Raw genomic sequence first — 21,185 nt, 5'->3', positions numbered from 1 at the left:
GCACTTCACGGCGCCGGATTCGGCACACGCTGATGAACCGCCTGGATCTGCGCCTTGATCTCATCGCTGAGGGTCACGTCCAGCGCGCCGAGGTTTTCGCGCAGTTGCGCCAGGGTGGTCTGGCCGGTCAACGCGCTCGCTACAAACGGCTTGTCGATGACGCAGGCCAGCGCCAGTTGCGCCGGGGCCAGGCCATGCTGTCGAGCGATCTGCACGTAACCGGCAATGGCTTCCTGGGCGGACGCGCTGTCGTAGCGATTGAAGGTGCGGTACACCGCTGACAGCCGCGAACCTTCCGGCAATGCGCCGTTGAGGTACTTGCCGGTCAGTGCACCAAACGCCAGTGGCGAATAAGCCAGCAGCGAGACGCCTTCGCGGTGGCTGAACTCCGACAGACCGCCTTCGAACAATCTGTTCAACAGGCTGTAGGGGTTCTGCACGCTGACAATGCGGGGCAGGCCCAGACGCTCGCTCTGCTTGAGAAATTCGGCCACGCCCCACGGGGTTTCGTTGGACACACCGATGTGACGCACCTTGCCTGCCTTGACCTGATCGGCCAGCACCGACAGCGTTTCTTCGATGGCGACGGCGTCCGCGTCCTCCTGATAGGGGTATTCACGCTGGCCAAAAATGTTGGTTTTGCGATCCGGCCAGTGCAGTTGATACAGGTCCAGATAATCGGTTTTCAGCCGCGTCAGGCTGCCGTCCAATGCTTCGACGATGTTGCGTCGATCGTGGTGACTCAAGCCGTCGCGAATGTGTGCCTGCCCCTTCGGATCCCGCGCAGGCCCGGCGATCTTGCTGGCGAGTACCACGTCCGCCCGCCGACCGCTGCCGGCAAGCCATGTGCCGATGTAACGCTCGGTGGTGCGCCAGGTTTCGGCCTTGGTGGGCGTGGGGTACATCTCGGCGGTGTCGATGAGGTTGATGCCTTGGGCCAGCGCCAGATCCAGTTGCTGATGCGCATCGCGCTCGCTGTTCTGATGCCCCCAGGTCATGGTGCCTAGCCCCAGAACGCTGACCTCGATATCGCTGTTGCCCAGCTTGCGGTAACGCATGATTGATCCTTTTTTCAAGACGGCAACGCCACGGGTCAGGCCCGCAGCGCGTACTGATTGGTCGGAAACGGCAGGCCCAGGTGCTCGCGCAAGGTGCTGCCGGTGTACGCATGACGGAACACGCCGCGCTTCTGCAGCAGCGGCACGACTTCGTCGACGAAGATCTCGACGCCGGACGGAAACATGTCCGGCATGATGTTGTAGCCGTCCGCGGCATGGGCCAGGAACCAGTGGGTCAGCGTGTCGGCGACCTGTTCCGGTGTGCCGACCAGCAGCCGATGACCGACCAGGATGCGCCGCGACAGCTGGCGGATGCTGAGGTTTTCCCGGCGAGCCAGATTCAGCTGCGCTTCCAGAAAGCCTTGGGATCCGCGCTCAAAATCAGCGACCGAACCGATGCGCTCCCACGGCAACGGCGCATCAGGGTCCAACTCGCTGGCGGAGATCCCGATGCGCCCCGCGACCTGCTCCAGCAGGCCGTGCTCGCCGTTCCAGGCGTTGAGCGCATCAAATCGCGCATGGGCCTCGGCCTCAGTGCTGCCGATGACGGTGGACAGGCCCGGCATGATCTTCAGGTGATCGGGATTGCGTCCCCAGCCGGCAGCGCGCTCTTTCATCTCCTGGTAGAACAGCTGGCCGTCCTCAAGCGTGGTCTGGGTGGTGAAAATCGCATCGGCGTAACGTGAGCCCAAGGCCTTGCCGCCCTCCGAAGAACCGGCCTGAACCAGCACCGGACGTCCCTGTGGCGAACGCGGCACGTTGAGCGGCCCTTTGACCGAGAAGTGCTTGCCGACGAAGTCAATTGTGTGGACTTTTGTCGGGTCGGCAAACCGCCCCGAACCAGCGTCGCCAATGATGGCGTCATCCTCCCAGCTGTCCCACAGCTTGACCGTGACGTCGATGAACTCATCGGCCCGGGCATAACGATCAACGTGCAACGGCGCACCGGCCAGTCCGAAGTTCTGCGCCGCCGCGTCCCCCGCGTTGGTGACGACGTTCCAGGCTGCACGCCCGCCGCTGATATGGTCCAGCGACGCAAAACGGCGGGCGATGTTGAACGGATCGTTGTACGTGCTGGACGCCGTGGCGATCACGCCGATGTGTTGGGTAGCCAGAGCGACCGCGGTCAGCAACACGGTCGGCTCAAGGCGTCCAGCCGGCTGTTTTGAGACATCGCCTGCCAGCGCCGGGCCGTCTGCGAGAAAAATCGCGTCCAGACAGCCACGTTCGGAAATGCGCGCGATGTTGCGGTAGTACTCGACGTCCAGATAAGCGTTGGCTGGCACCTCGGCGCTACGCCACGCACCCGAGTGCGAGCCGAAGCCCAGGATGTTCATGCCGATGCTCATCTGCCCTTCGCGGCTGTTTTTGCCCGTCGCGGTACTCATACGGCACTCGCTTCGTCACGGGCGCCGCTGGCCTGCGTGTCGGCGTCGGCCGCGTGCAGGCTGCGCCACGCAGCGTTAGGGGTGATGTCGTTGAGGTAGAAATTGCCCAGCGCACGTTCGCGGAAAATCGCCGGATTGTGTGAAGCCAGCGTGCGGGCATTGCGCCAGTGGCGGTCAAAACGGCGGGTCTCGCTGGTGGCCGAAGCACCGCCCACCTCGAACAACAGCGTGGTCGCCTCCAGAACCTGTTCAAGCACGATCTGCTGCGCCTGATAGGTCCGAATCTCGGCTTCGGTGTAATGCTGCTCAATGGCGTAACCCCCCTGCTCCGTCTCGTACACGTCCTGGAGCACCTGCGCGACAGCCAGCACCTGTGTGCGGGCTGAGTAAGCCAGGCTCGACAGACGGCCGATCACCCGCTGCACCAGCGGGTCGTCCTTGGGGCTGGATTGCCCCGGAATTCCGAAGGCACGCGTGCGGCCCCTGACAAACTCGGTGGCGTCGCGCAGGACGGCGTCGGCGATGCCGGTCAGGGTCGCCAGATGAAACAGTTGGTAGAACGCAGTGAGGTAGGACTCGGCGCGTAATTCGTCTTTCTTGAAGCGGCGCAGGATGTGTTGCTCCGGCACCTTCACCTCGCTGAAGCGCGTGGTGCCACTGCCCGTGAGGCGCTGGCCGAAACCATCCCAGTCGTCCTCGACCGTCACGCCGGTCGCATCAGTGGGCACCGAGACGCTGACGAAGTCATCGCCATCCAGGGCCACGGCGGCGATCCAGTCGGCGTACAACGTGCCGGTGCAGTAATACTTCTCGCCATTGAGCCGCCAGCCCGCTGCACGGTTACCCGGATCAATCGCCGTGAGTGTCACCGAGTTGCGGGTGGTGTCGCTACGCTCGGCCATGGCGGCGCCCCACAGCTGGCCGTCGGCAACCTTGGCCAGCCAGTCATCCTGAGACTTCTCATTGCGCGCAGACAGCCGGCCTTCGACGAAACCGAAGTGCGCACGCACGATCTGGGGCAAGTTGGAGTCGGCCTTACCCAACGCGATCACCAGCTCGAACAACTGCGGGAGGCTTGCGCCCAGGCCGCCCTGCGCAAGCGGCACCCGCAGCGCACCGAAGCCGGCGTCACGCAACCACTGCACGGCTTCGAAGGCGAGTTCGCGCGTCTGTTCACGGGCGACAGCGCTGTCGGCAATGCGGGCAAACACGTCGGCAAAACGCTGATGCAGGGAGTGAAACGTCACATCAGGGGGTATCGAGGAACTCATGGTTTTTCCTTCTTCGTTAACGCTTGCACTGGATCGGCCACCTCCCGGTAACGCGCTCATTCCTGAGCCGCCCGGGGGTCGATCCAGCGGTTGATCAGATCCACGGCCAGGTTGACCACCACGTACACCGCAGCGGCCAGCAAAGTCACACCGAGCACCATCGGAACGTCCTTGTTGCTCGTGGCATCGAGCATCAGGCGACCGATGCCTTGCCGGGCGAACAGCAGCTCGATGACCACCGCCCCGCCCAGCAGGCTGGCGAAGATGAACCCGGCCAGCGTCACCAGCGGCACCAGGGCATGACGCAAGGCGTGACGCAGGCGCACAGCGGTATCGGAAAGGCCGCGTGCCCGGGCCATGGCGATAAAAGGTTGCTCAAGGGTGTCTTCCAGCGATTGACGCAGCAGTTGAGTCAGCACCGCCGCCACCGGCAATGCGAGCGCCACCGATGGCAGGATCAGCGAGCGCCAGCCCAACGAGCCGGAAGGCGGCAGCCAGTGCCAATGGAACGAAAACACCAGCAACAGCAGGATGCCGATCACGAAGGACGGCGCTGAGGAGATCACCAGTTCGCTGCCCGACGCGACCGAGCGAACCCAGCGTGAGCGATGGGCAGTGAGGATCGCGCAGACCAGTGCCAACACCACCGCAAGCACGGCGGCGCTGATCGACAACTGAATGGTCGCGCCGATCTGCTCCGAGATCGCCTGCAACACCGGAATACGCAAGCGGTAGGATTCACCCAGATCACCATGGGCCAGACGCGCGATGTAATGGCCGTACTGCACGATCAATGGATCGTCCAGCCCGTACTCGGCACGCACCCTGGCCAACAGTTCCGGAGTGGGCAGCGCTTCCGGGCCACCCAGAATCGCAAGCGCCGTGTCGCCGCCGCTGAAGTTGACCGCCAGAAAAGTCAGCGTCGCAGCGCCCCACAGCACACCTATGCCTGCCAGCAGGCGCAGGGAAATACGTTTGAGCGTGCTCATGGTTGACCCCTGTCCAGCCAGAGGCTGGTGAAAAACGGCACGTTGTGGGAAGTGTCGAAAATCACGCCCTTGACCTGACGCCCGTAGGCGGTCAGCACCTGACTCTCCACCGAAGGCACGGCTGGCACGGTTTCGGTGAGGCGTTTTTGCGCCTCGGCATACAGCGCCTGCAACTCAACCGGGTCCCGTGAGCGGCGTGCCGCACTGAGCACCCGATCCAGCTCGGCATCGCGGAACTTGCCCGCGTTCTGGCCGATTAACGTTGGGGTACTGATCGATTGGCTGTGATAGAGCACAAAAAGACCGTCCGGCGTGTTGGTGTGCCAGTAACCGGCTGCCAGCGCCTGAAACTTGCCGGCATACCGGCGCTCAGTCACCCGAGACAGCGGCAGCATTTCGATCGGCATAGCGAAGCCGATCTTTTTCAGGTCCGACTGAATGGCCACCGACACGCTGGCCGGGAACGCCGGGTTGTCGTAGGTCAGTAACGTGGCGCTGAGGCGCTGCCCGTCTCGGGTCCGGTAACCCTGGGCATCGCGTCCGGTCCAGCCAGCCTGATCGAGCTGCGCATTGGCGGCATTGACGTCATAGGCCAGCGCGTCGTTGTTCGGTTGATAGAAACGTGTGTTGGCGGCGAGGAAATCAGCCTTGCCGATGAACTCGCCGAAGCCCGAGATCCATGCCAGTCCTTCGCGGTCGATGGCTTTGGCGACGGCGCGACGCACCAGCACATCATTGAACGGCGCCTGCTCGACGTTGAAGGTCATGCTGCGGCTCGGGTTGCCCTTGCGAATGCGGCTGCGCATGACCAATTCGGGATTGGCGCGAATGGCCGCAGCGTTTTGCGCCGGGGCATCCAGAGCAAAATCCGACTGCCCGGATTCAAGCGCGGTGAACCGAATCATCGCCTCGGGGACATAGCTCAGCTCGATGCGATCCAGATAAGCCTCGCCCTGATGGCGCGTAACCGGCGGCGCCCAGTGGTAACCGGAGCGTTTAACGAAGACCGCCCCCTGATCGCGCTTGTAGCTTTGCAGAAGGAACGGGCCACTGCCGACAGGATGCTCAGCGATCGTCTTGGGCGCTTCGCGAATCTGTTTAGGCGAGACCATTCCCAGCCAGGACTGCGCCAGTGCGTCGAGGAACGGCGTGTAGGGCTCACGCAGATGGGCTTCGAACGTGTATTCGTCGATGACCTTGCCGTCGAGATACGGCGCGATGTACGCAGCGGCCAAGGGTGATTTGGTTGCCGGATCGCGCATGTGCTCCAGATTGGTCTGCAGTGCGGCGGCGTTGAATTTCTCGCCGTCACTGAAGGTCACGTCGTCGCGCAGATGAAAGGTGTAGGTTTTGCCGTCCTCGGACACCTCCCAGGACTTCGCCAGCCATGGACTGATGTTGCCCTGCTCGTCCTGATACACCAGGCAGTCGAACAGGATTCGGCCCATCCACTGGATGTTGCCGTTGGACAAGGCATGGATATCGAAACTGCCGGCGTCCGACGCTGCCGACACGCGCAATGTACCGCCGCTGCGACCTGGCGATTGCTCATGAAAGTCGGAGGCCGGATAGGTGATGACACCGTTATTCACGGTGCCGTCGGCGTGGGGGGCGCCAGGTTGCGGAGCTGTCGGGGGCGAACAGGCGGCGATCGCCATATATAAGCAAATAATGCCCGTCAGTTTAAAAATGGCTGTCAATGACGCTTCCTTGAAAGAACTCACTTGAAAGAAGTTAGCGAACGCGAAGACGGTGTAACTTCATCAACGGTTATGCAGTGAACATGCCAGCGCTATTAAATAAACCCATTAAGTCGTTAGCCAGGCATCGCACAACCCAGGCCGGACAGGGCAATTAAAGGGTGCGCAATGCCGCCAGCCGGCCATTACAGTTCCACTCTCGGAGTCCCCTTACCAAGCCCGCACCTGCAGGAAGCCTGAACATTAATGACAAATGCTTATAACCTTATATCGGTACCGGCGCTCCCCATTGTCCGCGCACTAACAGACTGCTCATTCGCTGTTGCTTTTCAAACACTCGGGGATAAATACCCCGGAGAGGAGCACAACTAACCGGCCCTGTTGAAAACCCAACACCTGTTCAGAACTAAGTTCACCCCTGCACAGCGCAATGACCGAGGTCCGCCGCGCAACTGCCTGTTTTATGGAATAAAAACATTGGCACAGAAACTGCTGAGAGCGAATCAGGCATGACTATACGAATAGAAAGCTGGCACACATTTATCTATTCATAAGGAAACACATTAGATGCATTCGGTATTCCGGGGAGAGTTACACACGTTGCCGCTGGCGATCCGCCGTGCAACGTTGCTGACCACAGTGGGGCTGGGGTCGGCATTACTGTGGTCAGGGGCCGCGCTGGCAGACAATGTGGTGCAGTCATCGTCTGCCGATCCCACCCAGACGCCACGCCTGAATACCGTGACGGTTCAGGGCGCGAAGATCACGCCGGCAGAAGCCGCGAAAAGTCAGCTCGATGAGGTGCCGGGCGGCACCAGCGTTGTTGACAGCGAGCAGGTCGCCAAGGGACGTACCGCGACGTTGCAGGACACTCTGGCGTATCAGCCCGGTGTATTCGTGCAGTCCACCGGCGGCAACGACGCGGCGAAGATTTCCATCCGGGGCTCCGGCGCCAATACCTCGCCGGGCTATTTCCGCGAGGGCATCAAGTTTCTCTTCAACGGCCTGCCAATCACAGGGCCTGGCGGTACGCCGTACGAGTTCCTCAACGGCTCCGGCGTCAACTACACCGAGATCCTGCGTGGCGCCAACGCCTTCCAGTACGGCGCATTGAGCCTGGGTGGTGCGATCAACTTCGTCAACCAGACAGGCTACACAGCGCCCGGCCTGCGCGTACGCGCCGAAACCGGCAGCTATGGCTACAACAAGCAGAGCGTCAGCGTGGGCGGCGTCGAAAGCGACTTCGATTACTACCTCAACGCCGACAACTACCGCAGCGACGGTTACCGCGATTACAGTCTGTCGAAGAGCCAGGGCATCGTCGCCAACTTCGGTTATAAATTCAGCCCCAAGCTTGAAACCGAGCTGATGCTGCGTTACCGAGACGAGTATCACAACGACCCGAGCGCCACCACGCTTGATGCGGTCAAGCACCACACCCGCGACGCCAGCGCCACCGCGGCCAGCAGCGGCGCCGGGAGCCGTCGCCCAGGCAGCGTCTGGGCCGGGAGCAAGACCACCTACACCTTCGATGACGACTCCAGACTGTCGGTCGGCCTCTCCTACTATGAGTACGCCCACAACAACAGCCCGAACAGCCCGAGCAATCCGAGCTACTGGGACTGGCATGACCTGAGCTTCGTGCTCGGCTATGACCGCATCGACAAACTCTTCGGCCATGAAAGCCGCACCAGCCTGGCGTTCACGTCCACCGAACACCTCAAGGGCGAGGTCAACTCCACCTTCGCCAACAAGCAAACCCGCAAGTTCGTCGACTACGGCTCTTCGTTCGATCACGTGTTCTCGTTCGGCAATGACCTGGAGCTGGTCGACGGCCTCTGGCTGACCAGCGGTGTGTCGGCCATCAACGTGCGGCGCCACGCGGACGTGAAAGAGACGCTGGTGGCGAACACCACCGCCTATCCCACCAATGTGACCTACGACAACTGGAGCTTGGCACCGCGTATCGGCGTGCGCTACGAGTTCACCCCTGAGCTGCAAGTGTTCGCCAACTTCAGCCGATCCATCGATCCGCCAGCTTCATGGGAATACTCAGGGTCAGGGCCGACATCGCCTTACGTGCGGCCGCTGGTTGAGCAGAAAGCCAATACCGTGGAAATCGGCGTCAAAGGCGCATCCGGCATCTTTGACGGCAGTCTGGCGATCTACCGTTCGTGGGTCCGCGACGAATTGCTCAACGTTCAGTTGATTCCTGCGACCTCCACGGCGGCGGCGGTCACAGGTGCCTTCAACGCCACACCGACCATCCACCAGGGCATCGAGGCCGGCCTGAATACCCGGTTGTGGGAAAGTGAGTCCGGTGAAAAAGTCACCTGGCGCCAGGTCTACACCTATAACGACTTCTACTACCGCCACGACCCGACCTTTGGCGACAACCAACTGCCGGGAATCCCTAAGCACATCTACCAAGGCGAGGTGCAATACCAGCACCCTCAAGGTTTCTACACCGGCGTGAACGTGCAGTCCGCCTCCCGCACCGCAGTTGATTACGCCAATACGTTCTATGCGCCTTCCTACACTATCTTCGGCGCGAACGTGGGCTACGAAACGCCGAAGAAAGACTGGAAAGTGTCGCTGGACCTGAAAAACCTGGCGAACAAGAAGTACGTCACCGCCGTCCAGCCGCTCTACAACGCTGCGGGTCAGGACACCGCTTCGCTGTATCCGGGCGACGGCATCGGCGCTTACGTGGGCGTGGAGTTCCGCTACTAGCTGTCTGATCCTGGACGACGACAGGGCCTGCGTGGTCCTGTCTGTCTTTCAAGGCAATACCTGAATACTGATTACAGGAGAGATGATTCGTGACACAGAACATCTACGACACCGCTCAATTCTTCGACGGCTACAGCCAGCTACCGCGCTCCGTGGAGGGGCTGAAGGGCGCTCCGGAGTGGCCTGCCGTGCGCGCGTTGCTGCCAGGCGTGAGCGAAAAAAAGCTGGTCGATCTGGGCTGCGGGTATGGCTGGTTTGCCCGCTGGGCTGTGGAGCACGGCGCCCGGCACGTGCTGGGGCTCGACGTCTCCGAAAAGATGCTGCAACGCGCCGCTGCCGATGGCGACGATCCGCGCATCACCTACCGCCGGGCCGATCTGGAACAGCTGCAACTGCCCAGCGCAGGCTTCGACCTCGCGTACAGTTCCCTTGCCTTCCATTACATCCTCGACCTGCCCGGCTTGCTGCGCACTCTGCACGACGCCCTAGTCCCTGGCGGCAAACTGGTGTTCTCCATCGAACACCCGATCTTCATGGCCTCGCTGCACCCGGGCTGGGTCGTTGATGATCAAGGCCACACCTCCTGGCGTGTCGACCACTATCAGGTTGAAGGCCCTCGCACCACCCACTGGCTTGCCGAAGGTGTCATCAAACAACACCGCACGTTGGCGACATTGCTGAACCTGCTGATCAAGACCGGCTTCACCCTCGACCATGTCAACGAGTGGGGACCGTCGCCCGAAGATCTTCAGCAACGTCCGACCCTGGCCGATGAGCTGCACCGTCCCATGATGCTCATCATTGCGGCCAGTCGCTGATTAGCCGCCGTCCAGCGCTCAGTTGCTCGATCTGCCCGTACAGTCCGAAGCTGTCCCGTCCACCCGCTCCCTCTCGAATCATCCGGGCAAGGTTGGTCAGGCGGCGTTGATCAGGGTTTCAGCTGAGGTTCGGAAGGATTCACGTCGCGCCGCGCAGATAAACCAGTGTGTCGCACACGCCGTACCGACCCGAGGTTTGTGCATCAGAAATCGTCTGAATGAGCTCGAAACCGACCGCCTCGGCCAGTCGCTGACTCGCCAGGTTGGCCGAGGACGCGGTCAGCCGCAGCGTGTGCCCGGAAAGCTTCGATACCAACGCCCTCAGTGCCTCTTTCATCAACCCCTGATTGGCGTGTACCTGACCGACCCAGTAACCGATTTCGTAGCCCGCAGCCCCACCGGCCATGGGCCGGAGTCCGACACATCCGACAACCGCGGGCGCTTCGCCTCGGTCCAGCAGAAAGTACTTTTTCTCCGCGGTGGCGTCAGCGAAATCATCACGGGCGCGCTGTAGGGTTGCCTGTGTATCGAGCAAGTGCCAGCTCCAGTGAGGCCTGCACGAAAATGCCGATGACAGGTACACCCTGCTCCCGGGCGATGGACAGCACGCGATGGCGATGACGTCTGGCGGGGAGCGCCGCGTCGAACACGACGGCCTGCGGGCCCAGCCGACCTGGATTCTCGGACACCCAGCGCGACTTCCCTGCCCCTTGCACCCCCATCACCACATAAAGAAGCGCGCCTTTTTTCCCCTCGGCCAGTTCCTCATTCAATCGCGCATAAGCCAGCTCCCAAGCCTGACGATTGCGCTCAGGCGTGAATTCCCGCCCAAACTCGGTTTCCAGGTAATCGTCGGGATTAATGACCCCAGGCGCGCCGGCGCTATCGTCACTGCCCTCTTTATGCAGCAGATGCACATCCGGATGACCTTCGCGCCGCCCAAGATCAATCCAACCGCCCCGCTGATAAAAATACCAGGCAGGCAGATGGGTCGGGCTGGCCGACAAACGCATCGCCTGACAACCCAAACCGCTCAAAAACGTCCATGCATAAGCTTCCAGCAAGCGCCCCAACCCTTGCCCCCGCCGCTCGGGAATCAGGTAGAACAGATTCACATAACCGATCGAGTGGTTACTTGCCAGCCTGCCCATTTCGATCTGCCCGATGATCTGATCCTCCGCCCAGAGATGCACCAGACAACCCGGCAGATTAGTCGCTCTCTGCCGAAGCCAGGCGGCATAGCCCTCGTACCATTCACCGTCACTCTGATCGAGGTGCTCGGCCGATCCGGAATGACAACCATGGGTGTCGATCCTGAAGAGCCGGCAAACCTCAAGATGCGCCTCCAGGTCCACCGGTTTGAATTCGAGCGTTGGCGATTCAGAGGTTTCCGTCATGGTCATGGGCGTACCTTCTTCTGCATTTCGTCGGTCAACGGGGGGACAACAGACCTGTTGCGAGCGAGAGACGCATACTCCATGCCGGATTCGCATGCCGACCGTACCGATCTGCACGATCTGCGAGAGCGCCGACAGCGTGTTTATCTTGATGAGGGCAAACCAGCGTTGCTTGTCGGTGTACTGGATGCCTGGAATTTCCATTGGCAACCCGCCTTGGTTAGACAGCGGTAACGTGTTCGAACTGCCACGGGCAAAGCTCACCGTCAGGCTTGTGAAAAAAAGCCTTTATGGTGTGAAGAGGCGTCCAGTCGGTCAGGATCCCTTCTAGCTGCCCAGGAAAGGCAGAGCAATTTCCAGCACTCGCTGATGATCCATCTGCTCCGTTTCGACGAACCCGCGGTCGAGTGGTTTTTCCTTGGGATCCACTTTAAGGCCGGATCCATTAGTACATTCCGACCCTGACGAAGCACCAATATCCTGAAGACATAACGTTATGAAGAATTCATCAGCGCATCTCAATACTGCCAGACGCGTCGGACACTTTTACAACCCTCCAGAGCATTTCATCCTCTGTGTGGAAACTGTAGAAGTTCCGACGCTTGTCGTGATGAGTCCTGAAACGCTGATTGAAGATTTACGCGACTGAGTCGCGAATAACACATACTGATGAATTGCTGTTTGAATCAAGACAGTTGCATGGATAGGCACAAAGTTTAGCCCCCTCCGCGAGACCACCTTGCAGCCAACTGAAGTGACGCTCGTGAACCTCCGCCGGGCGGATTTTCGCCTCCGGGTCAACGGCCAGGCCCGCCCTTGAGCCTCTGCCCTGATCAGGGGAACACCGACTGGATATGCCAAAACGGCAGTTCTTTATGCAATTACAGAAGTTGCAGCAGATTTTATATTGCGTTTCAATCTAAGCAATTCCTCCTTCCAACAGATCTTTGGATGCATTTATGACCGTTGCTGAAGTGGGTGGATTACATCGTCACTTGCTGCTCAGTGCGCGGCGTGCAAAAGCCGCTCCCCTACAATCATTATTCCCCGCGCCTGAACAGGACGTAAGTTACGTTGACCTTCTGGAAATAAACGGGGAAGGGTTGCATCTGTTTCAGGGGGACGAGCAAACGATGCGACCTTAGTTGTGCATTAAATAATCAAGAATTCTGGTGAATACAATGGCAAAACATATTCAAATTCTGGACGGCGGCATGGGCAGGGAACTGTCGCGCAACGGTGCGCCGTTCCGCCAGCCGGAGTGGTCGGCGCTGGCGCTGATTGAGGCCCCGGAATATGTGCGGCAGGCCCATGACGCGTTTATTCACGCCGGCGCCCACGTCATTTCTACCAACAGCTATGCCGTGGTGCCGTTTCACATTGGCGAGCCACGCTTTCAAGAAAACGGTGCTTCGCTGGCACGTCTGGCAGGATCGATAGCACGGGCTGCGGCTGCCGCCAGCGTCAATCCCGTGCGCGTCGCGGGCTCGCTCCCTCCCCCGCTCGGTTCCTACCGTCCTGATCTCTTCGAGCCCGTAGAGGCAGCCAGGATCCTGCGCGTGCTGATTGAGGCCCTGAGTGAACATGTCGATCTGTGGTTGGCCGAAACGCAAAGCTCCATCGCTGAAGTGCGGCTGGTGGCTGAGTTGTTGAAGGATGATCCGCGACCGCGCTGGTTCTCCTTCACCCTCGACGATGCCCTTGATACAGAGGGCAAGGCCCGGCTGAGATCCGGTGAGCGCATCCGGGATGCCGTGGTCGCTGCGAGCGAACTCAACGCAGCCGCCGTCCTCTTCAACTGCAGCCCGCCGGAAGTCATGAGCGCGGCCCTGCTTGAAGCGGCGGCCCACAGCGAACTGCCGCTGGGGGTTTACGCCAATGCCTTCGAGCCATCGGACAACAAGCGCGGTGCCAATGAGGGGATCAGTGAACTGCGTCGGGATACTCAGCCACCCAACTATCTACGCTGGGCAAAAGAATGGGTTGATCAGGGCGCCAGTCTCGTAGGCGGCTGCTGCGGCATAGGCCCTGAACACATTGCAGCGCTGTCGGCTGCCTTTGACCTCGCTGACTCTTCAACCGAATCACTGGATGCCCGGCATGATTGATCGTCGTTCTTTTATCAAGGGCACTGGGGCGATCGCCATGACCGCCGCGATGACTTCTTCGTGGTCACTGTCGAGCGCCTTTGCCGACGAGCCTTCACCTCCCAAAAAGGGCGGACACCTGATTATCGGACTGGACAACGCCTCTACGACCGATCGGCTGGACCCGGCGTTCTGGTTTGAAAGCTGGATGTATTTCACCGGGAGCCAGCTGTTCAACGCTCTGGTCGAGATCGACGACAAGGGCGAAATCGTACCGTCACTCGCCGAGTCTTGGTCGAGCAGCGAGGGCGGCCGCAAATGGGTGCTCAACATCCGCAAAAGCGTGCAGTTCCATGACGGCCGCTCTTTGAGCGCGAAAGACGTGATCTGGTCGCTCAACCATCATCGCGACGAAAAATCGTCCTCCCCGGTCAAGGGTTATCTGGAGCCTGTCACGGGCCTTGCGGCCACCGGCGAGCATGAGGTCACGATCACGCTGGGAGAGCCCAACGTCGAGTTTATTTCCCTGCTGTCGGCGGTGCATTTTGTCATCACCGCAGAGAACGAAGCGTTTGAAAAAGGCATCGGCACTGGCGCTTTTATCCTCGAGAGTTTCCAGCCCGGCGTGCGCATGCTGGTCAAGCGCAACCCCAATCACTGGAACCCCGAGCGCGGCCATGTGGACTCGGTCGAGACGTTGGCCATGAACGATTCGACAGCCAGGGTGGCTGCGTTGATCAGCGGCTCGGTGCAGATCATCAATCGGGTCAATCCACGCATCGTCGGACGAATCGAGAAGATGCCTTCGATCCAGCTGGTTCGCGACAAGGACAGCCAGATATTCACGTTGCCCGGGCTGGCCAACCTTGCGCCCTTCACTTCGCTGGATGGGCGTCTCGCACTGAAATACGCCGTTGATCGACAGCAGATGATCGACACCGTGCTGGGAGGCTATGCCTCGCTGGGCAACGACAATCCGGTCTTTCCTTCAAGCAAGTATTTCTCTAGGGACATTCCTCAGCGGCCTTACGACCCTGACCGAGCGCGGTTCCATTGGCAAAAGGCAGGCTTCGATGGCCCGCTGGTGCTCTCTGCTGCAGATGCCGGTTTCCCCGGCGCGGTGGACGCTGCCCAGCTGTATCAGCAATCGGCGAAAAAAGCGGGCATTGTGCTTAACGTCGAGCGGGTGCCAGACGACGCTTTCTGGACCGACACCTGGCTGAAAAAACCGTTTTGCACGTCCAACTGGGGTGCCCGCCCTACCGCCGATGCGCTGCTGTCTCTGGTGTTTACCAGTAACGCCCCATGGAATGAATCGGCCTGGCGAGTGCCCGCCTTCGACCAGTTGGTGAAGGCGGCGCGTGGGGAAACCGACGAGGTCAAGCGCCGACAGATCTACCACGACGTCCAGGTGATGCTAGTCGATCAAGGCAGCGAAATCATTCCGCTGTACGCCGATGCGCTTTCAGCAACGCGCAAAAACGTGCGGGGCTTTACGTCGGTGCCGGGCGTGCCGCTTAGCGGCAACCGTGCCGCCGAGAAAGTCTGGCTGGAAGGATAATGTTCATGGCGTTGACACTGCCGTTTTTCGGTCGCGCAACCGGGCGAAACCGTTTGACCAGCATGATTGCCCGGCGTCTGGTCGCCGGGCTGCTGATGCTGTTGGCGATCTCGTTGTTGATCTTCGCGGGCCTGAACTTGCTGCCCGGTGACACCGCCACGGCGATTCTTGGCCAGTCCGCCACACCCGCGGCGGTCCAGGCGCTGAAATTGCAACTGGGCCTGGACCAACCCGCAGGTTGGCGTTATCTGCATTGGCTCGGCGGCGTGGTGCAGGGGGACTTCGGCGTCAGCCTGACGTCCCGTGAAAACATTTCCGTCGCCCTGTGGGAGCGGCTGAAAAACACCCTGTTCCTGGCCGGCAGTACCGCGCTTGTGGCAGTACCTGCGGCCTTGACCATTGGCTTCGTTTCGGTCCGTTTTCACGGTGGCTGGGTCGATAATCTGCTGAATCTGCTCACCCGCGCAGCCGTGGCCTTGCCTGAGTTCTTCTCGGGCTATCTGCTGATTTTCATTTTTTCGATGAGCCTCGCCTGGCTGCCCAGCAACAGCAGCGTGCAAGTGGATATGCCGCTGTCTGCGCGGCTGATGGCGATCACCCTGCCGGTGCTGACGCTGGTTCTGGCAGTGTTGGGCCACATGAGCAACATGACCCGTGCCGCGCTGCTCAGTGCCCAGCGCAGCAGTTATATCGATACCGCGATCCTCAAGGGGCTCTCGCCCATGCGGGTGCTGTGGCGCCACGTATTGCCCAATGCCTGGGGACCGATCATCAACGTGATCGTGCTCAACATGGCGTACCTGATGGTGGGCGTGGTGATCGTGGAAAACGTCTTTGTCTACCCGGGCCTGGGTCAATACATGGTCGACAGCATCAGCAAGCGTGACATTCCCGTCGTGCAGGGGTGCGCGCTGGTGCTGTCAGCCGTTTACATCCTGCTCAATCTTCTCGCCGATGCAGTCGCCCTTTTGACCAATCCGCGCATCCGCCACGGAACATAGTCCATGCCCGCGTTAAAAATTTCCCATCTGCCCGGCATTGTCGGTCTGATCCTGTTCATGGCCATCGGACTTTTTGCGCCCTGGCTTTCTCCCCACGCACCTGACCAGGTGATCGGTATGGCCTGGGATGTGCCGTCGGCCCTCGCGCCGTTGGGCACCGACAATCTTGGTCGAGATTTGCTTTCCCGGCTGATCTGGGGCACCCGCACGTCGCTGTCGGTGACGGCCGTGGCGGCGCTTATCGCGTTCCTGGCAGGTACCACATTGGGATTCATCGCCGGCGTATGCGGTGGCTGGATCGACCAATTGATCTCTCGTGTCAACGATGTACTGATGGCGATCCCGACGCTGATACTGGCGCTGGTCATTCTGGCGACACTGCCCAAGACCCTCGGGGTGATCATCCTTGTGCTCGGGGTGCTGGAGGCCACCCGCATTCTTCGGGTGGCCCGCGCACTCGCGGCAGACATCGGCGCCATGGAATTCATCGAGGTGGCGCGCCTGCGTGGCGAAGGGCTGGTCTGGATCCTGCTGCGGGAGATTTTGCCCAATGCACTGCCAATATTGATCGCCGAATTCGCCATGCGATTTGTCTTCATTCTGCTGTTTCTTTCTGCGTTGTCTTTCCTGGGGCTGGGCATTCAACCGCCTACCGCCGACTGGGGCGGGCTGGCGCGCGATAACAAAGATGGCATTCTGTTCGGGATCTGGGCTGCGCTCATACCGGGCGCCGCTATCGCCATACTCGCGCTGTGTATCAATACGCTGGCTGACTGGCTGCTCGGCGCTAATACCCGTGCCTGGGGAGCCCGCCATCATGCTTGACTCTTCAGGCACCATTGCGCCGCCGCTGCTGGCTGTTGAGGAGCTCCATATCGTCGCCAGCGGCAAGCCACAACGGACACTGGTCGAGGGTATTTCCTTCACCCTCAACGCCGGCGAAGTGCTCGGTTTGATTGGTGAGTCCGGAGCAGGAAAGTCCACCATCGGGCAGGCGATACTGGGTCATCAGCGCGAAGGCATGGCCGTCACCGGTGGACGGATTCTGTTCGCGGGCCAGGACCTGCTGCGTTCGTCTGAAGCGCAACTGCGCCGGATTCGCGGCAAGCGTATTGCCTACGTCGCACAGTCTGCCGGCGCGGCCTTCAACCCGGCGCTCACCCTCGGCGAGCAAGTGGTCGAAGCCGCCAGGGTGCACGGACTGATGGATGCACAGGCGGCCAGGGAAAAAGCACTGGAATTGTTCCGACGGTTCTCTCTGCCCGATCCTAAACAGTTTTTTCTGCGCTATCCCCATCAGGTGTCAGGGGGGCAGTTGCAACGGGCGATGATCGCCATGGCATTGTGCAGCGGGCCTGATCTGATTGTGTTCGATGAGCCCACGACCGCGCTGGACGTCATCACGCAGTTGAGGATTCTTCAGGCCATCGCCGGGGTGATTCGCGAGGCCGGCGTCGCGGCAATCTACATCAGTCACGATCTGGCGGTGGTCGCTCAGTTGGCTGACCACATCATGGTGTTGCGCAATGGACGACGGGTGGAGTACGGCACGACCGGCCAGATTCTGCATGCTCCCGCTCACGCCTACACCCGTGACTTGCTCGGCGCCGAGCGTGCAGGCAATCGCCCGCAGACAGTGCAATCCGAGACAGCTACGCTGTTGACGATTCAGTCCCTCAGCGCCAAGTATCACCATCAACCGGTTTTGCACGGTATCTGCCTGAATCTGGCGAAGGGTCGTACGTTGGCGCTCGTTGGAGAGTCGGGATCCGGCAAGTCCACGCTCGGCAAAGTGGTCTGCGGGTTACTGGCGGCTGACGCAGGCTCGATGAAACTTGACGGCATGACGCTGCCCTCCACGCTGCGCCAGCGCACCCGAGACCATCTGCAGCGAATACAGATAATTCATCAGATACCCGATAACGCGCTCAATCCCAAACTGCTGATTGGTGACCAGGTGGACCGCGCACTGCGCACTTTCACCACGCTGGACCGAGATCAGCGCCAACGACGTGTGATGGCGCTGCTGGACCGGGTCGGGCTGGACGGGACAATTGCGCAACGTTATCCCCACGCGCTTTCCGGCGGGCAGAAACAGCGCGTCTGCATCGCGCGAGCGCTCGCAGCGGAGCCCGAGTTGATCGTCTGTGATGAGCCGACCTCGGCGCTGGACCCTCTGGTTGCGCGCGACGTGTTGGCTCTGCTGCGGCAACTGCAACAGGATACGGGTGTGTCGTATCTGTTCATTACCCACGACCTTCACGTTGTGAAAGAGATTGCCCATGATGTGGCGGTGTTGTGCGAGGGGCGCATCATCCGCCAGGGCCGGGTTGATGAAGCGCTCAGTGCCCCGCTCGATGACTACACCCGGCGCTTGATCGAGGCGGTACCGCAACTAAGGCAGGACTGGATGGCCGAGATGGCCGGCTACACGGCGTCGTCCGTGTCGAAGGCTGCCCCCTCCCCGCTGCGCGCGTATTGACTCAGCCATGCCATCCGACGGGCTCGCAGGGTCGTCGCTGATCCGGCGTGTGCACACGCGAACCTTCCCGCGCGATGTGCGGGAATAACGCCGCTTTTGCAAGGCGCGCGCTGCGTCGAAATATGCGAAAGACCCGTCAGGCAGTTCTCCTGACTGAGAGCGTTGGGGAGCAGGCAGATCCAGACTTAAAGGGGACGCCCCTATCGGAACGTCCCTTTCTCCTCACTCAACGGCGAAAGAGACGGTCTAGAATCAGCAAAGCAATCCCACCAATTGCCACTGCAGCGACTGGTTTTTCTTTAACAAACGCGGAGACGCTGTCCATGGCATCGCCATAGGCCTGGGTCAACTGACCGGAAGCCTGGCGACCGGTACCTTCCGCCTCCAGCGTCGAATCACCAAACAGTTTCCCTACTGCGCTCTGTGCTTTGCCGGCCACCTGCTCTACAACGCCTTCTACCTGTTCGCTCTTCATGATTCACCAAACCTTCGTGTGTGAGTGACCCAGGATCAGCCTGGGAATGGGGCAACGTGCGCAGAATTAGGGGCCAGGGGCAGTGATTAGTTCAGCGACGATCAGCCTCCGGACTCCTGCGCATGACGGCTAACCGATTCTGCGCCTGTAACCGCCATGGGCTTAGATGTCCCAAGTGCTCGCTCGCCAAGCGATCAAGCTACGCTGACAACCATTTAGAACCACGGTGCGCCACAAGAGTCTGTCCTTACACACCCTTAAGCCTCATCGAGCATTTCATGATCATCGTTCATCATCTCAATAACTCCCGTTCGCAGCGCATCCTCTGGTTACTGGAAGAACTCGCCCTTCCCTACGAGATCAAGCACTACCAACGAGACCCCAAAACCAATCTGGCGCCCCCAGCGCTGAAAGCCATAAACCCGCTGGGGAAATCCCCGGTGATTCAGGATGGCCCTCATGTACTGATCGAGTCCGGCGCTATCGTCGATTATCTGATCCGCCGCCACGGCAACGGCCGTTTGCAACCTGATCCGGCCACCGCAACCTACGACGAATACGTGCAGTGGCTTCATTTCGCAGAAGGGTCGGCCATGCTGCCGCTGATGCTCAACCTGTATGTCGGGCGTCTCGGGGAAGCCGGCAAGCCGCTGCACCCGCGAATCGAATCTGAAGTGGCCAACTATCTGGGGTATCTGGAAACCGCATTGAAACTTACCCCGTACTTGTTGGGCGAAGAAATCAGCGGCGCGGACATCCAGATGAGCTTTATTGGTGAGTTTGCGAAGTCCCAAGGCATGCTTCAGGACTACCCTGGCCTGGCGGCCTGGATCGACCGGTTCCAGGCGCGGCCGGCCTATATCAGTGCGATCGAAAAAGGCGGTGAATACATGTTCGCGGGCTGAGTTCTAAGCTCGCACTTGCTAGCCCTGCCCTGGAAAGCGTCTGCAGGCGCTTCATGGCTCACGTCAGGGCGCAATCGCAGTCATAAAAAAGCCGTCTCACGACGGCTGTTTCAGCTTCACCGGGTCATTTAACCAACCAGTTCTCAACCTCGTCGCCGAACTGGCCTTTCCAGGCTTTCAAAAGCTTGTGGTTGCCGCCCTTGGTTTCTACGACCTCACCTGTCAGCGGGTTTTTATATACCTTCATCTCTCGGGCTTTACGTGTCTTTTTCTCGGCAGCCACTGGAGCAGACTTCCGGCCGCTGGCTGCCTGGGGATCGAGAATGCCGACTATCTCTCTCAAGCTGAAGCCGTACTCGCCGAGCAAGCCGCGCAGTTTGGTTTCAAATTCGATTTCTTTCTTCAAACCGCTGTCATTTTTCAGGGTTTCAAGTTCGGCAAGCTGGGCGGCGAGTTGTTGTTCAAGTTTGCGGAATTCTGCGAGGCGGGACATATAAATCTCCAAGGTCGGTTTGATAGGACCGATGTTAGCCGAACGCCGGTAATCAGTCATTCGCCTGGTTTGCCTGAACACTCCGCCGAACGGCTGGCGCCGCAACAGTGATATCGCCCGGCTGGCTTGCCATGACTATTTTGTCAGCTCGGCATCGCTAAACCGCTGAGCGATGGCTTGAATTCCAACAATTACGTTGTGGGAGCCGTGGGTATCGACGCAGCACGCGCACCTGAATCAGGCTCCGCAAATCTGCTCATCTCAAGGATTAATCACATGTTCCAGACGGTCTTGCTGTGTGATCACATGAACTATAGCGACACATTTGCATCGTGGCTGCATGAACAGTTCGCGTATGAATTCGCTACCCAAGCGCTCCCTGACTGGCAGCGAGAATTCAAAGACGGCCAGACCGACGGGAACTGGCGAACCGTGATCGCCCTGGAAAATGGTCAACTGCTCGGAGGAGCTGCCCTGGCCAAGCACGACTTGCCCGATCACCCAGAACTCGGCCCGTGGCTTGCGTGTGTCCTAGTTGCTCCGTCGGCCAGGAAGCGTGGCTTGGCCGAACAACTCATTACAGAGGTCTGCTCTAACGCAAAAGAAATCGGATATCAGAAACTGTATTTGCACACACAGGACCGACGTGACTATTACGCAAACCGAGGATGGGAGTATCTAAAGTCATTTCGTGCCTGGGGCAAAGAGCATTCGCTGATGCAGCGCAGGCTTTAGGCCTACCCTGCACCGCACAGATAACACCGCTCAGCTTGCAAGCTGTTGCTTTCAACCAGACCCCATCCTTCCAGGCTGATGCTTTATGGATG

18 protein-coding genes are annotated in these 21,185 nt (G+C 60.0%); 9 read left to right on the top strand and 9 right to left on the bottom strand.

Annotated elements, in window-relative coordinates:
• Nucleotides 1–5: 5 nt before the first annotated feature.
• Genes ACQKEN_RS05835 through ACQKEN_RS05815 form a run of 5 tightly spaced genes read right to left on the bottom strand, consistent with a single transcriptional unit; the run spans nt 6 to nt 6,406 of the window.
• Nucleotides 6–1,058 carry an NADP(H)-dependent aldo-keto reductase gene (locus ACQKEN_RS05835; protein WP_427684340.1) on the bottom strand — a complete coding sequence of 351 codons (1,053 nt, stop codon included), beginning with the start codon at nt 1,056–1,058 and terminating at the stop codon, nt 6–8.
• 35 nt (nt 1,059–1,093) lie between these two features.
• Complete coding sequence (locus ACQKEN_RS05830) at nt 1,094–2,446, bottom strand: LLM class flavin-dependent oxidoreductase (protein ID WP_427684339.1); 1,353 nt, start codon at nt 2,444–2,446, stop codon at nt 1,094–1,096.
• Entirely contained in the window at nt 2,443–3,717 is a 1,275-nt protein-coding gene (locus ACQKEN_RS05825) for an acyl-CoA dehydrogenase family protein (protein WP_427684338.1), read from the bottom strand. The genes ACQKEN_RS05830 and ACQKEN_RS05825 overlap by 4 nt, the downstream gene beginning before the upstream one ends.
• 56 nt (nt 3,718–3,773) lie before the next feature.
• The gene (locus ACQKEN_RS05820) at nt 3,774–4,706 is read right to left on the bottom strand and encodes an ABC transporter permease (protein WP_427684336.1); all 933 of its coding nucleotides are present in this window, start codon (nt 4,704–4,706) and stop codon (nt 3,774–3,776) included.
• Nucleotides 4,703–6,406 (bottom strand): ABC transporter substrate-binding protein, encoded by a 1,704-nt coding sequence (locus tag ACQKEN_RS05815; RefSeq protein WP_427684335.1) that lies wholly within the window; start codon nt 6,404–6,406, stop codon nt 4,703–4,705. Before ACQKEN_RS05815 ends, ACQKEN_RS05820 begins: the two co-directional genes overlap by 4 nt.
• Nucleotides 6,407–6,973: 567 nt before the next feature.
• Between ACQKEN_RS05815 and ACQKEN_RS05810 the strand changes: the two genes are divergently transcribed.
• Both ACQKEN_RS05810 and ACQKEN_RS05805 read left to right on the top strand, forming a co-directional pair.
• Nucleotides 6,974–9,139, top strand: coding sequence for a TonB-dependent receptor family protein (locus tag ACQKEN_RS05810; protein ID WP_427684333.1), 2,166 nt, complete (start codon nt 6,974–6,976; stop codon nt 9,137–9,139).
• 89 nt (nt 9,140–9,228) lie between these two features.
• The gene (locus tag ACQKEN_RS05805; RefSeq protein ID WP_427684331.1) at nt 9,229–9,957 is read left to right on the top strand and encodes a class I SAM-dependent methyltransferase; all 729 of its coding nucleotides are present in this window, start codon (nt 9,229–9,231) and stop codon (nt 9,955–9,957) included.
• Nucleotides 9,958–10,096: 139 nt separating this feature from the next.
• On the opposite strand, the gene ACQKEN_RS05800 is transcribed toward ACQKEN_RS05805, so the two are convergent.
• Entirely contained in the window at nt 10,097–10,492 is a 396-nt protein-coding gene (locus ACQKEN_RS05800; protein WP_427684329.1) for a GNAT family N-acetyltransferase, read from the bottom strand.
• Nucleotides 10,455–11,558 carry a GNAT family N-acetyltransferase gene (locus ACQKEN_RS05795; RefSeq protein WP_427684327.1) on the bottom strand — a complete coding sequence of 368 codons (1,104 nt, stop codon included), beginning with the start codon at nt 11,556–11,558 and terminating at the stop codon, nt 10,455–10,457. Before ACQKEN_RS05795 ends, ACQKEN_RS05800 begins: the two co-directional genes overlap by 38 nt.
• Nucleotides 11,559–12,535: 977 nt before the next feature.
• Between ACQKEN_RS05795 and ACQKEN_RS05790 the strand changes: the two genes are divergently transcribed.
• From ACQKEN_RS05790 to ACQKEN_RS05770, 5 genes are read left to right on the top strand one after another with little or no spacing between them, the layout of a single operon-like run.
• Nucleotides 12,536–13,462 (top strand): homocysteine S-methyltransferase family protein, encoded by a 927-nt coding sequence (locus ACQKEN_RS05790; RefSeq protein ID WP_122537071.1) that lies wholly within the window; start codon nt 12,536–12,538, stop codon nt 13,460–13,462.
• Nucleotides 13,455–15,002 carry an ABC transporter substrate-binding protein gene (locus ACQKEN_RS05785; protein ID WP_205483461.1) on the top strand — a complete coding sequence of 516 codons (1,548 nt, stop codon included), beginning with the start codon at nt 13,455–13,457 and terminating at the stop codon, nt 15,000–15,002. Before ACQKEN_RS05790 ends, ACQKEN_RS05785 begins: the two co-directional genes overlap by 8 nt.
• A gap of 5 nt (nt 15,003–15,007) precedes the next feature.
• Entirely contained in the window at nt 15,008–16,003 is a 996-nt protein-coding gene (locus ACQKEN_RS05780; protein ID WP_427684325.1) for an ABC transporter permease, read from the top strand.
• A 3-nt stretch (nt 16,004–16,006) separates the two neighbouring features.
• Nucleotides 16,007–16,828 (top strand): ABC transporter permease, encoded by an 822-nt coding sequence (locus ACQKEN_RS05775; RefSeq protein WP_205483462.1) that lies wholly within the window; start codon nt 16,007–16,009, stop codon nt 16,826–16,828.
• On the top strand, nt 16,821–18,485 hold the full coding sequence (locus tag ACQKEN_RS05770) for an ABC transporter ATP-binding protein (RefSeq protein WP_427684322.1): 1,665 nt from the start codon (nt 16,821–16,823) through the stop codon (nt 18,483–18,485). Before ACQKEN_RS05775 ends, ACQKEN_RS05770 begins: the two co-directional genes overlap by 8 nt.
• 226 nt (nt 18,486–18,711) lie before the next feature.
• On the opposite strand, the gene ACQKEN_RS05765 is transcribed toward ACQKEN_RS05770, so the two are convergent.
• A complete protein-coding gene (locus ACQKEN_RS05765; protein WP_122537075.1) occupies nt 18,712–18,960 on the bottom strand; it encodes a CsbD family protein in 249 nt (82 codons plus the stop codon).
• Between the two features lie 278 nt (nt 18,961–19,238).
• Here ACQKEN_RS05765 and ACQKEN_RS05760 point away from each other — a divergent pair, with 278 nt between their 5' ends.
• Complete coding sequence (locus tag ACQKEN_RS05760) at nt 19,239–19,865, top strand: glutathione S-transferase family protein (RefSeq protein WP_427684320.1); 627 nt, start codon at nt 19,239–19,241, stop codon at nt 19,863–19,865.
• A gap of 124 nt (nt 19,866–19,989) precedes the next feature.
• On the opposite strand, the gene ACQKEN_RS05755 is transcribed toward ACQKEN_RS05760, so the two are convergent.
• Nucleotides 19,990–20,358, bottom strand: coding sequence for a histone-like nucleoid-structuring protein, MvaT/MvaU family (locus tag ACQKEN_RS05755; RefSeq protein WP_265385464.1), 369 nt, complete (start codon nt 20,356–20,358; stop codon nt 19,990–19,992).
• A gap of 276 nt (nt 20,359–20,634) precedes the next feature.
• On the opposite strand from ACQKEN_RS05755, the gene ACQKEN_RS05750 reads away from it, so the two are divergent.
• The gene (locus tag ACQKEN_RS05750; RefSeq protein WP_427684318.1) at nt 20,635–21,093 is read left to right on the top strand and encodes a GNAT family N-acetyltransferase; all 459 of its coding nucleotides are present in this window, start codon (nt 20,635–20,637) and stop codon (nt 21,091–21,093) included.
• The last annotated feature ends 92 nt before the right edge of the window (nt 21,094–21,185 follow it).

The sequence above is a fragment of the Pseudomonas sp. NPDC078416 genome, assembly GCF_050268485.1.
Classification (GTDB): Bacteria; Pseudomonadota; Gammaproteobacteria; order Pseudomonadales; family Pseudomonadaceae; genus Aquipseudomonas.
This window is presented reverse-complemented; position numbering and strand designations above follow the sequence as displayed.